At 50.5% G+C, this 12,267-nt stretch carries 9 protein-coding genes, 4 tRNA genes and 4 pseudogenes; 16 read left to right on the forward strand and 1 reads right to left on the reverse strand.

Translation table 11 applies throughout. The annotated features are described in order from the left end of the window. The 13 genes and pseudogenes from P378_RS04735 to P378_RS04790 form a co-directional block, all read left to right on the forward strand. A pseudogene (locus P378_RS04735) lies at nucleotides 1-516 on the forward strand (pyruvate, water dikinase regulatory protein); the annotation flags it as partial. 85 nt (nucleotides 517-601) lie between these two features. Beyond that, nucleotides 602-715, forward strand: coding sequence for a PEP/pyruvate-binding domain-containing protein (locus P378_RS22760; protein WP_274378640.1), 114 nt, complete (start codon nucleotides 602-604; stop codon nucleotides 713-715). A 23-nt stretch (nucleotides 716-738) separates the two neighbouring features. After that, nucleotides 739-3,197 (forward strand): annotated as a pseudogene (gene ppdK / locus P378_RS04740) (pyruvate, phosphate dikinase). 270 nt (nucleotides 3,198-3,467) lie between these two features. After that, nucleotides 3,468-3,707 (forward strand): 2'-5' RNA ligase family protein, encoded by a 240-nt coding sequence (locus P378_RS04750; protein ID WP_099082457.1) that lies wholly within the window; start codon nucleotides 3,468-3,470, stop codon nucleotides 3,705-3,707. A gap of 143 nt (nucleotides 3,708-3,850) precedes the next feature. Further along, on the forward strand, nucleotides 3,851-4,465 hold the full coding sequence (locus P378_RS04755; RefSeq protein ID WP_099082458.1) for a flavodoxin family protein: 615 nt from the start codon (nucleotides 3,851-3,853) through the stop codon (nucleotides 4,463-4,465). Between the two features lie 3 nt (nucleotides 4,466-4,468). Then, a pseudogene (locus P378_RS04760) lies at nucleotides 4,469-5,469 on the forward strand (deoxyguanosinetriphosphate triphosphohydrolase). Between the two features lie 203 nt (nucleotides 5,470-5,672). Next, nucleotides 5,673-6,682, forward strand: a pseudogene (gene dnaG / locus P378_RS20960) (DNA primase). 38 nt (nucleotides 6,683-6,720) lie between these two features. Then, entirely contained in the window at nucleotides 6,721-7,494 is a 774-nt protein-coding gene (locus P378_RS20965; RefSeq protein ID WP_238472882.1) for a hypothetical protein, read from the forward strand. Further along, nucleotides 7,491-8,585, forward strand: a complete 1,095-nt coding sequence (gene rpoD, locus P378_RS04770) for an RNA polymerase sigma factor RpoD (RefSeq protein ID WP_099082459.1) — start codon at nucleotides 7,491-7,493, stop codon at nucleotides 8,583-8,585. The genes P378_RS20965 and rpoD overlap by 4 nt, the downstream gene beginning before the upstream one ends. 97 nt (nucleotides 8,586-8,682) lie before the next feature. After that, a tRNA-Asn gene (locus P378_RS04775) sits at nucleotides 8,683-8,757 on the forward strand. Between the two features lie 8 nt (nucleotides 8,758-8,765). Next, nucleotides 8,766-8,840: transfer RNA gene (locus tag P378_RS04780), tRNA-Ile, on the forward strand. A gap of 21 nt (nucleotides 8,841-8,861) precedes the next feature. Beyond that, a tRNA-Glu gene (locus P378_RS04785) sits at nucleotides 8,862-8,937 on the forward strand. A 7-nt stretch (nucleotides 8,938-8,944) separates the two neighbouring features. Then, nucleotides 8,945-9,020: transfer RNA gene (locus P378_RS04790), tRNA-Val, on the forward strand. A gap of 226 nt (nucleotides 9,021-9,246) precedes the next feature. Here P378_RS04790 and P378_RS04795 read toward each other — a convergent pair. Beyond that, on the reverse strand, nucleotides 9,247-9,909 hold the full coding sequence (locus tag P378_RS04795; protein WP_099082460.1) for a tyrosine-type recombinase/integrase: 663 nt from the start codon (nucleotides 9,907-9,909) through the stop codon (nucleotides 9,247-9,249). Nucleotides 9,910-10,193: 284 nt separating this feature from the next. On the opposite strand from P378_RS04795, the gene P378_RS04800 reads away from it, so the two are divergent. The 3 genes from P378_RS04800 (at nucleotide 10,194) to P378_RS20970 (ending at nucleotide 12,045) form a co-directional block, all read left to right on the forward strand. Beyond that, nucleotides 10,194-10,646 carry a tripartite tricarboxylate transporter TctB family protein gene (locus P378_RS04800; protein ID WP_099082461.1) on the forward strand — a complete coding sequence of 151 codons (453 nt, stop codon included), beginning with the start codon at nucleotides 10,194-10,196 and terminating at the stop codon, nucleotides 10,644-10,646. A gap of 215 nt (nucleotides 10,647-10,861) precedes the next feature. Next, a complete protein-coding gene (locus tag P378_RS04805; RefSeq protein WP_238472883.1) occupies nucleotides 10,862-11,671 on the forward strand; it encodes a cache domain-containing protein in 810 nt (269 codons plus the stop codon). Nucleotides 11,672-11,697: 26 nt separating this feature from the next. Continuing rightward, nucleotides 11,698-12,045, forward strand: a complete 348-nt coding sequence (locus P378_RS20970; protein WP_238472884.1) for a HAMP domain-containing protein — start codon at nucleotides 11,698-11,700, stop codon at nucleotides 12,043-12,045. The last annotated feature ends 222 nt before the right edge of the window (nucleotides 12,046-12,267 follow it).

The raw sequence follows: 12,267 nt of genomic DNA on the forward strand, positions 1-12,267 counted from the left end.
CGGTCCGCCCAAATTGGAACCGGGCCTGGTGCACAAGCTGGATGAGGAGTATTTCCGGCGGGTTGAGGCCATTGAATTTGCCGTAAGTCATGATTGACCGGCAAGGCATCCCCGGGGCATTCTCAGGCAGATCTGGTGATCTTAGGGGTATCCCGCACTTCCAAGACACCCCTCAGCATGTACCTGGCCCACAAGCGGATTAAAGCGGCCAACGTTCCACTGGTGCCGGAAGTGGCACCGCCCCAGGAGATTTTCAACCTGCCGCCCCACAAGGCCATCGGTTTAACCATTAAGCCGCAGCAGTTAAACGTCATTCGCACCGAGCGGCTGAAAACCCTCGGCCTGACATCCCATGCGGACTATGCCAGTCCGGAGCGTATTCTGAAGGAACTGGAATATGCCGAGGGAATTATGAAACGGGTGGGCTGCCCGGTCATCGATGTTACCAACAAGGCTGTGGAAGAAACCGCCAGCAAAGTGCTGGAGATTTATTACCGGGGCGAACGACACAAATGAGAAGTGAGATGTGAGAAGTTACTAGGAGGGAATTGAATTGGCAAGCAGAAAATACGTATATGCGTTTTCTGAAGGAAGAGCTGATATGAAAAGCCTTTTGGGCGGTAAAGGCGCGAACCTGGCGGAAATGACCAACATTGGCCTGCCGGTTCCCCCGGGCTTTACCATTACCACCGAGCATGTAAAGAGTTTTACATAGCCGGGCGCAAATTCCCCGCGGGCATGGAAGAGGAAGTGGAGCAAAAGGTGGCCTGGCTGGAGCAAACCCTGGGCAAGAAATTCGGCGATCCCAGCGGACCTCTCCTGGTTTCTGTCCGCTCCGGCGCAGTCATATCCATGCCCGGGATGATGGACACCGTTCTGAACCTGGGCCTCAATGACCAAACCGTCACCGGTCTGGCTGCCAGCAGCGGCAATGCCCGCTGGGCCTATGATTGCTACCGCCGCTTTATTCAAATGTTTGGTAATGTTGTGCTGGATATCGAACATCACAAATTTGAAGCCTTTTTGGAGGAGCAAAAATACAAGAGAAACGTCCAGTTTGACAATCAATTGACTGCCGAAGATTGGCAGGAAGTAATTGAAAAATACAAGTTTATCGTTTGTAAGGAGACAGGAAAAGATTTCCCGCAGGACCCCAAGGAACAGCTCTACAGAGCCATTTATGCGGTATTCAATTCCTGGGAAAATGACCGTGCCATTATTTACCGCAAGATTCACAGAATTCCCGACGACCTGGGAACCGCTGTCAATGTACAGGCCATGGTGTTTGGCAACATGGGTGACGATTGCGGTACCGGTGTGGCTTTTACCCGCAACCCTTCCACCGGCGAAAAGGTTCTCTACGGCGAGTTTCTGACCAACGCCCAGGGGGAAGACGTGGTAGCCGGCATCCGTACCCCCCAGCCCATTGCCAAATTAGAAGAAGCAATGCCCGATGTTTACCAGCAGTTTGCCCGCACCTGCACGCTGCTGGAAAACCATTATAAAGATATGCAGGACATTGAATTCACCATTGAACGCAACCGGTTGTGGATGCTGCAGACCCGTAACGGCAAGCGCACGGCCCAGGCTGCCATTCGCATCGCAGTGGAGATGGTAAAAGAAGGCATTATTGGTAAAGAAACTGCCATTCTCCGTATCGATCCCGCTCAGTTGGACCAACTGCTGCACCGCCGCATCGACCCCAACGCCAAATTGGATGTGATCGCCAAAGGTTTACCGGCATCTCCTGGCTCTGCTTCCGGCTCCGTTGTGTTTAATGCGGACCTGGCAGAAAGTCTGAATGAACAGGGTCAAAGGGTAATCCTGGTGGGGACCGAAACCACACCGGACGACATCCACGGCATGGTGGCGGCCCAGGGGATTCTTACCTCCCGGGGCGGCATGACCAGCCACGCGGCCGTTGTGGCCCGGGGGATGGGAAAACCCTGTGTCTGCGGTTGCGAAGCCATCAAGATTGATTACGAAAACAAACGATTTATCGTTGGAGATATCGTTGTTAAGGACGGCGACATCATTTCCATTGACGGCTCCACCGGTCAGGTCATCCTGGGTGAAGTGCCCATGATTGAGCCCGAGCTGTCTGCGGAATTCCAGGAACTGTTACAGTGGGCCGATGAAATCCGTGCCCTGGGTGTCCGGGCCAACGCCGACACGCCGGAAGACGCTGCCAAGGCCAGAGAATTTGGTGCCGAAGGAATTGGCTTAACCCGTACCGAGCACATGTTCATGGCCCAGAACCGCCTGCCCATTGTACAGCAAATGATCCTGGCCACCGACATTGAAGAAAGGGCGGAGGCCCTGGCCAAACTGCTGCCCATGCAGGAAGAGGACTTCTACGGCATTTTGAAGGCCATGGAAAGCCTGCCGGTATGCATTCGCCTGCTGGACCCGCCGCTCCACGAATTCTTGCCCAATGCGGAAGAACTGGCGGTGGAAATCAGCCGCCTCAAACTGACCAACGGCAGCCCGGCGGAAATTAAACAAAAGGAAGACCTGCTGCGCAAAGTCAGTTCCCTGTCCGAGTTCAACCCCATGCTGGGTCACCGGGCTGCCGCCTGGGTATTACCTGGCCGGAAGTATACGCTATGCAGGCCAGGGCCATTTTCCAGGCCACTGCCCGTTTGGTAAAGGAAGGCTTCAAGGTTGAACCGGAGGTGGAAATTCCCCTGGTAATTGAAGTAAAGGAACTGGCTTACCTGCGTCAACTGGTGGAGGGTGTAGCGGAAGAGGTAAAAGAAGCCACCGGCGTGGATTTCCACTACACGGTGGGCACCATGATCGAGGTACCCAGGGCTGCACTGCTGGCCGATGAAATTGCTGCCCAGGCGGAATTCTTCTCCTTCGGCACCAACGACCTGACCCAAACCACCTTGGGCTTTTCCCGGGATGACGCCGAGGGCAAGTTTATGCAGCCCTACCTGGAAAAGAAAATCCTGGCGGATAACCCCTTTATCGTGCTGGACCGCAAGGGCGTCGGCAAACTCATGCAGTGGACGGTCGAAAACGCCCGCCGGGTGAAACCCGACCTGTTAATCGGCATCTGCGGCGAGCACGGCGGGGAACCCAGCTCGGTTGAATTCTGCCACCTCATTGGCCTGGATTATGTCAGCTGTTCGCCCTACCGGGTGCCCATTGCCCGGCTGGCCGCCGCCCAGGCGAAAGTGAAAAACAACTAGCCTAAGGTTCTTAAAATCATATATTTTACCGGTAACAAACAGGGCAGCTCAGGTTGCCCTGTTCCCCTGTTTTGATATAAACTCCGTCAAGGTTGAAAAGACTGCAATTCGTGGCATTATAAGAGGCAAGGTCAGTTTGCGACAGGTACACGGGTTCATTCTTACAAAAACTATTCTTTGTAAAAAAGGATTTACTTAAGGGTCCGTCGAATAAGTCAATAAAAAAGTAACTTGGCGCCTTTCCGCTTTCCGCCAAGGGGAAGGCCAAAGGTGATCTGGGTGGGCTTGGCGGGAGAAAAAGACCGCCTGCTGGCCCTGCAAGGTTCTCTGGAACAAAACCTGCATAAATTGTGGTTTCCTCTGGAAGGTCGCACGTATTCCCCTCATTTAATCCTTGGCCGGCCCCGGGAATTTGGGACGTTGGACCATTTGGTCAGGGAAATTGAGAAACAAAAACAACAACTGGGAGTATGCAAGTCTCTTCCATTCAGCTCATGCAAAGCGCCCTGACGCCTATAGGCCATGTTTATACCGTTTTAGAGAGAGTGCCTCTGGGTCATTAACGTGTGTCTAATCAACGTAGACCTGGCATAAAGTGTTATAACAAAATTTCTCACTTCTCACCTCTCACATCTCAATGAGGAGGTTTATTTATGTTTATACTCGCTTTAAACGGCAGTCCCAATTCCGATGGCAATACAGTATTTATGCTGAACAAGGCATTGGAAGGAGCCGGTGAACTGGGAGCGGCTACCAGGCTGAACCATGTGGCGGACTTTGTTGAAACGCCCCTCAAGCTGTTTTGCGATGCCTGCACCAATCCCTGTGCCGGAGTTTGTTATCAAGGCACTCCCCTGGGGGAATTGTTCGACCTGATTAAAACCGCTGACGGCATCATACTGGGAAGCCCGGTTTATTTCGGCACCGTTGCATCCCCTATGAAACTTCTGTGGGACAAAAGCAGGGCTTTGCGTAAGGAAAAAGCCCTGGTGGATGTGGTGGGAGCAGCCTTATCCGTTGGTGCTTCCCGGTTTGGTGGACAGGAAACCACCGTCAGAGCTTTACAGGACATTATGCTGGTGCATGGCATGACCGTTGTGGGAGACGGGACCTTTGACTACGATGCCGGTCACCAGGGGGCCAGCGCCCAGCGGCCGGCCGCCGGTGATCCCGAGGCGGCAAAGCGCAGCCGCATCCTGGGACGCCGGGTGGCGGAAGTAGCCCGTGCCACCGCTGCCCTGCGAGAAAGGAAAAAAGGACAGGGTTGACCTATGGACATCAGGCGGCAGACCGAAGAACTGGAAAACAAAAACCTGTCACCCTATGCCTGCCGGAGCAGTGCCAGCAGGGGCAGGGAACATGCTGAGGAACCCTGCCCGGTTCGCACGGTCTTTCAGCGGGACCGGGACCGGATTATTCATTCCAAAGCATTCCGGCGTTTAAAACTGAAAACACAGGTGTTCATTATTCCCGAGGGGGACCATTACCGCACCAGGCTGACCCACACCCTAGAGGTGGCGCAAATTGCCAGGACCTGTGCCAAGGCCCTGGGTCTTAATGAAGATTTAACCGAGGCCATCGCCCTGGGGCATGACCTGGGACACACTCCCTTCGGTCATGCCGGGGAACAGGTGCTGGACATGGTCTACGCCCCCGGGTTTAGACATAACGAACAAAGCCTCCGGGTGGTAGATCAATTAGAGGGCCAAAACGGCCTGAACCTTACCTATGAGGTCAGGGACGGCATTTTAAATCACACCGGGCCCAACATCCCCGTCACCCTGGAAGGCAGATCGTAAGAATTGCCGACCGCATCGCCTATATCAATCATGACATTGACGACGCCCTGCGGGCCGGTGTGCTGAACCAGCAGAACCTGCCCGGGGACTGCTTGAAAGTGCTGGGCGGACGCCACAGCCAGCGGATCAACACCATGGTTCTGGACCTGATTCAATCCAGCATGGGCAAAGCGGCAATCACCATGAGCCCACAAGTGCAGGAGGCCATGGACCGGTTGAGAACCTTTATGTTTGATTATGTATATATTGGTTCTGAGGCCAAGAAAGAAGAGAATAAAGCCCGGCATGTAGTGAAGGGGCTCTACCTGTACTATACTGAACATCCCGCTTCTCTGCCCGATGACTTGCTAAACAAGGTGGACCGGGAAGGCATTGCCCGGGTGGTGGCGGACTATATCGCCGGCATGACTGACCGGTTTGCTGTTGCCCAATATAAAAAGTTGTTTATCCCTAAAGGATTTCCCCCGGGATAAACAGTTTTGATATATTCATTGTAAATATTGGCAATAATAAAGCTGTTGCCCTAAGAAAAAATGTCGAAGCATTGCAGGAAATTTTTTAGCAACAGCGAATAAACTTTAAACTGTAGTTCCGATTCCGGGTTTCTTCCAGCGGCAGGAAAAGCACCCTTGGACAGAGAAAATGTAAAGTATTAGCAGGGAGAAGGGTGGTTTTTATGGCGGGACGGATCCCGGATGCCGTTATTGAAGAGATCAGGCAAAGATCCGATATCGTTGAAGTTGTTTCCCGTTACCTCCGTTTGGAAAAGCGTGGCAAAAATTATCTGGCCCTTTGCCCCTTTCACCAGGAAAAGACACCTTCCTTTAATATCAACCTGAAAAGCAGATCTTTCACTGCTTTGGCTGTGGTGCTGGAGGAAATGTCTTTAAATTTCTTATGATGGTGGAGGGTCTTTCTTTCCCGGACGCAGTTAAATCACTGGGAGCCAAGGCGGGAATCGAGATTTCGGAGGAAACCTCCCCCGCAGAGCTGGCGCGTCAGGGCAAAAAAGACAGGGCCTTTAAAATATACGGCCTGGCCAGGGATTTTTATTGCATCCTGCTTGGCAAAGACATTGGTGCCGGGGCGGTTCAGTATTTGGCATCACGTAGCCTGTCAGAAGCCGCCAGGGAAACCTTTCAGTTGGGTTATGCGCCCCCCGGTTGGGATAGCCTGACCAAGTTTTTGACGGCCAGGGGAATTAAAGAAACTGAACTGGTTGCGTTGGGATTGGTGCAGACCAAAGAGTCCGGCGGTTGTTACGACCGGTTCCGGAACAGGGTGATGTTTCCCATCTGGGACAGCCAGGGACGAGTGGTGGGATTCGGCGGCAGAACCATGGGAGACGACAATCCCAAATACCTGAACTCTCCCGAGGGTGAATTTTTCAATAAAGGCCAGCTTTTATACGGCCTGCATATTGCCCGTAAGGGCATCCGGGAGCTTGGTTACGCTGTTTTAATGGAAGGTTACATGGATGTTGTTTCTGCCTACCAGCACGGCGTTACCAATGCCGTGGCCTCTCTGGGGACCGCCTTTACCCGGGAACAGGGTAAGCTGTTGATGGCCTACACCCATGACGTGGTCATTGCCTACGATGCGGACGCTGCCGGTGTCAAGGCCGCCATGCGCGCTGCCGAAATCCTGCAGGATCTGGCTGCCAGGTTCGCATCGCGACCATCGTAGGCGCCAAGGACCCCGATGAGTTTATCCAGCGAAACGGCATGGCCGGCTGGCTAAAGATTATTGATACGGCCATCCCCCTGGTACAGTATAAACTGATGCAGGCAGTGAAAAGGTTTGGTATACAAAACAGTGGCTCCAAAAAGAGAGTCCTTCAGGAGGTGCTACCCAACTTGGCTGCTGTGGCCAGTCCAATTGAATTAGAAGAAGCCATTAAGCAAACGGCCACGGTTTTACAGGTAAATTGGGAGACCGTGCTGGAGGAAATTAAATCATTCAAGAAAAATACCAGAAAAAAATCCCAAATCGGGGATAATTCTGCAAAAGATAGCCATAATATAGCGAGTACGTCCAATTCTTTCTCTTTCGCCCAGCCCAGGGATGCCCGGTCCCATGCCGAGGCAGGAATTCTCCGGTTTGCCCTGGAGAACAGGGTGTGGTTGGAGCGAATCGTCATGGAATTGGGGCGGCAGTTCTTTCAAAACCCGGATTTCCAGGGGATTTTTGATGCAGCCCTGGCCTGTGGCGCGGAACAGCCCGTCAATAAACTGTTTGATTTACTGGAAGAACCCCATCAAAGGGTTTTAAGCGGTATACTGGTACAGGAAATACCCGGAGAAAATACCGACCAAATGTTGACTGATTTTATTAACACCATCAAGAAGTCCACTGAAAAAGCTAGGCTGGAGGACCTGCTGTTGAAGTTGGCAGTGGCCGAAAGAGCCGGAGATACCGAAAGAGTCTTGAATCTTAGTCGTCAAATTCAGTTAACCATGAATAAATCCGAGGGGCCCGAAAGGGGAGTGGCAACATGAGGGACGAAACAAAAGTAGAACAAATCAAAGAGCTGATAGAGAAAGGCAAAAAACGAGGCGTTCTAGCTTACACAGAAATCATGGATACCCTGCAGGGTACCGAACTATCGCCGGATCAAATTGATGACATTTATGAAAAAATTGCCGCCATGGGCATTGAAGTCGTCCCCGAAGCCACTGATTTGGAGCCACTGGAAGTAGACGATGCCGTTGACGCCCCGTCCGAAGAGGTAGAAGTGGACCTCACCATTCCCGAGGGCATTGGTATCGATGACCCGGTAAGAATGTATCTGAAAGAGATTGGCCGGGTTCCCCTGCTATCTCCGGAAGAAGAGGTAGAGCTGGCCAAGCGTATGGAGCAGGGAGATGAGGAGGCAAAGCGCCGGCTGGCCGAGGCCAACCTGCGACTGGTTGTCAGCATTGCCAAACGTTATGTGGGCAGGGGCATGCTGTTCCTGGATTTGATTCAGGAAGGCAACCTTGGTTTGATAAAAGCGGTGGAGAAATTCGATTACCGGAAGGGATATAAATTCAGCACCTATGCCACCTGGTGGATTCGCCAGGCCATTACCCGGGCCATCGCCGACCAGGCCCGGACCATTCGTATTCCGGTCCACATGGTGGAAACCATCAACAAGCTGATCCGGGTTTCCCGTCAATTGCTGCAGGAGTTGGGCAGAGAGCCAAGTCCTGAGGAAATTGCCAAGGAGATGGATATTTCCGGCGAAAAGGTGCGGGAAATCATGAAGATTGCCCAGGAACCCGTATCCCTGGAGACCCCCATCGGCGAGGAAGAAGATTCCCACCTGGGCGATTTCATTGAAGATGCCGATGCCCGGGCCCCTGCGGAGGAAGCATCTTTTACCCTGCTGCGGGAACAGTTGGATGAGGTCTTGAAAACTCTGACCGACCGGGAGCAAAAGGTTTTGCGCCTGCGCTTCGGACTGGATGACGGGCGCGCCAGAACCCTGGAAGAAGTGGGCCAAAAATTTGGCGTGACCAGGGAACGCATTCGTCAGATTGAAGCCAAAACCCTGCGCAAACTCCGGCACCCCAGCCGCAGCAAAAAGCTTAAAGATTACCTGGATTAATAGCAGTGTTAAGCCAAAGTAAAAATTGGGTATAAAAACAAAAATATAAGGTTGACCTGATAGTGTTGTTTTAGTATAATAACTTTCGTGGTGATGCTCCTCGATAGCTCAACGGTAGAGCAACCGGCTGTTAACCGGTAGGTTGTAGGTTCGAATCCTACTCGGGGAGCCAAAAATATCGGGCCTATAGCTCAATGGTGGAGCATCCGGCTCATAACCGGCGGGTTCCAGGTTCGAGTCCTGGTGGGCCCACCATTCACCTCCCACCTCTCAATTGGCCCCTTGGTCAAGTGGTCTAAGACACCGCCCTTTCACGGCGGTAACACGGGTTCGAATCCCGTAGGGGTCACCATAAATACGGGCGATTAGCTCAGCTGGGAGAGCGCCTGCCTTACAAGCAGGATGTCGGCGGTTCGATCCCGTCATCGCCCACCAATAGAAACCCCACTTAAGACAGTGAGGTTTCTTTTTTACTTGCAACCACAAGTAAAGTTGGGGACGGTTCTTGAAGGGGGCAATCGGAAGTTTTGCATGCAAAAGGCTCAACCGTCAGATATTAGCTGATTGTTGAGCCTTTAATAATACTTACGCAAAAAACTAAGCGCAAAATTTTTGATTGCCCCAGAAGAACGAAGTCGCGACTTTCCCGGGCTATGGGGTTTTAATTTTGTGTCTTTGCCTTTTGATTTTTAATTTTGCTGTATTTTGCATACTTATTGTATATCGTGTATATTTCTTCATAAATTTGACTTGATTTGGGCATACCTAAGTATGCCTTGAAATACTTTCGCAACACCTCAAGGGCTATATCCGATAAAATGGTATATCGGTTTGTATTATGCTTGGCGTTTTCTACCCGAACCCGCATGCTTTTACTGCAAATATCACAAATCTTTAACCTGGCTACTTCTCCAACCCGTAAGCCGCTTCCGTAAATTAACACCAGAATAGCTTTGTGTTTAAGATTAGCGGTTGCATTTAAGATCGCCAGCACATCCTGCTTTGGAGGGATTACCGGAAGTTTACGGTTTCTTTTCATCCGTGGGATTTTCTTTGGATTCCATTCCTTATCCACTATACAGGTATAAAAAAACTTAATGGCAGAAATGTAGTTATTAATGGTTCCCGGGGAAAGACCTTTTTCCTTCTTAAGATAAAGGATGTATTGCTGGATATCGCTTTCCGTAATGTCTTCCCTGCATTTATGCTTGTCCTGCATAAAATTTACAAATGCATTAATCCTTCGCAAATATGCTTCTCTTGATGATTCTGGAGTCCCTTTGAGTTCGAAATATAGGTTTATCTCTTGTTCATAGTGATTCATGGAAATACCTCCTGATTTTTGATGGTTTGTACACACTAATCCACCGTTTCAGAAGGTAGGAGGGGGCCTGGCTATTTTAATAAACTTTGTATTTGTCTATTTGGATGTGGTATAATCATAAAAGTGAAAAGTATGCTCCTTTCTCTGGGTTTGTTTTGTTTGGCGATTAAACAATATCACAGAGAGGGCATACTTTTCACTTTTATTATGTTATTTTATTCTGGGTAATTACTTCCAAGGCCATCGCGGAGCGATTTCGTTCTTCTTGACTTGAATTCATAAAAATGAATTCAAGTCAAGAACCGTCCCCGTTTGAATTTATTAACCGGTATCATCAGCATCCTGATTGCTGCAGCATTCTGTGTGCAGGGGAACTGCACAGCAACATTTTTCCCCTGATATTAGAAGTGTTCTTAGTGGGCACAGGTGTTTACCTGATTGTCGGAGGGATTACCTGCAAGGGTGTCAAATGTTCCAATACCACCGACCTGGCCTACGGCCGTGCTTTTCTCATGATTTTAGCCACCGTGATCTATATCGTGGCCATTAACGTGGTTGGGTTTTATATCTCCAGTTTTGTCTTTTTAACACTGATGTCCTGGTACTTAAGCGATTGGGGGTTGAACCTGGCGTCCCTTGGCATCTCAACGGGTTTTGCCGTGATCCTTACCGGCGCCGTGTATGCCACCTTTGCCCTGTTCCTGGGTGTGCCGACCCCGCCCGGTATCCTCTTTTAATGCACAGACCGGACAAGCCTCTGCCTATTACCAGGCAGGGGTTTTTTTGCAGCGGAAAATAACCGGCATAGCAATTTTATTGTCATAAAATAGACAGTTTCACTGTAATTAACACGACATTTAGGATTGGAAATTTAATGTTAATTTAATAATGATATAATTCGTCAAATTTTTCCTAAAAATTTTCCTAACAAGCAGAATAAGGGGTGCGGTGGGTGCTGCAAAGTGTGAAAACAAAACTTCTGGTTCCACTGGTTATACTGGTAAGTATTTCTCTTGTTACATTGGTGACACTGAGCTACCGGCAAATGAGAGACGCTATTTTGGATCAAGAACAGGTTGGCTACCGCAACATCGAGTCCATTGTCAGGAATGACCTGGAGGCGGTGTTTACCTCCGCCAGAATGGGACTTACCGGTATCATTCACATGCCGGATATTCAGCAGGCCTTTGCCGAAAGGAACAGGGAGGAGCTCTTACGGCTCACCGCTCCCATCTTTGAACAGGCCAAAAGGGACGGCATTGAGCAAATTCAGTTTCACCTGCCGCCGGCCACATCTTTTCTGCGCCTGCACCAACCCAAAAAATTTGGGGATGATTTGTCCTCCTTCCGGGCCACCGTTATGCAAAGCAATAAGGAAAAGAAATTGGTGGCCGGGTTGGAGGAGGGACGTGGAGGTTATGGCTTCCGGGTGGTTGCTCCGGTTTTTTACCAGGGCGAACATATCGGCAGCGCTGAATACGGCATGGGGTTTAATCCCAAACTATTGGCCCGGTGGAAGGAACAATGCGGCGGGGAATTCTTCATGTATCCCTACGCCAGCAGCGGTGTGGCATGGCAGAAGGTTGACAAAAATAAACCCCTGGCCGGAACAAGCGAAAGGGATCCCCTGGCGGTGGATGCCGGCGAGGTGAAGAAAGCCATGTCCGGCAAGGGAGTTCACTCGGTGTATTTGAATAACGCGGCGGCGGCTGTCCTGATTATTCCCGTTTATGACTACAGCGGTGTTCCCATCAGTATGTAAAGGCCAACCTGGACCGCACAGGGATATTGAAGCAACTGGACAATGTCCTGCGGGACAGTGCCATTCACCTGGTCCTTTCCCTGCTGGTATTGGGAGTCATCCTGTTCGCTTTAATTGGCAAAATCCTTGGCCCCCTCAACCGGATTTCGGAAAATATGGCCATCGTGGCCCAGGGGGACTTAACCCGAGATTTTCACGTCCAGGGGAATGATGAGGTGGCCAGGCTGGGTCACAGTTTTAACACCATGCTGCATAATTTCAGGCAGCTCATGGGTCAAACCTGTAAAGTCGCCAGGCAGCTCATTGATTCCAGCAAATCCCTCAACATGTTATGGTGGCTAAAGATGTCAAGACATTTTTTTGAACTTGTTTAAGGTGGTTTTTCTCCCTCCTTTGTGTATTTTATAAGAAAAATATTACCATTAAAACCATTTATTAACTGGTAATTAAGTAAATTTTTCCCATGCAATACTACTGCAAAAGAAAGTTGACCATAAATGTTGATAACTTTTCCTTCCACCACTAATGTACCGATATTTCACGCACCCGTTCCAGTCATGGGCTTGCGGCCGCCAGGGAATTTAAGGTCGGTAGGA

The sequence above is a fragment of the Desulforamulus profundi genome, assembly GCF_002607855.1.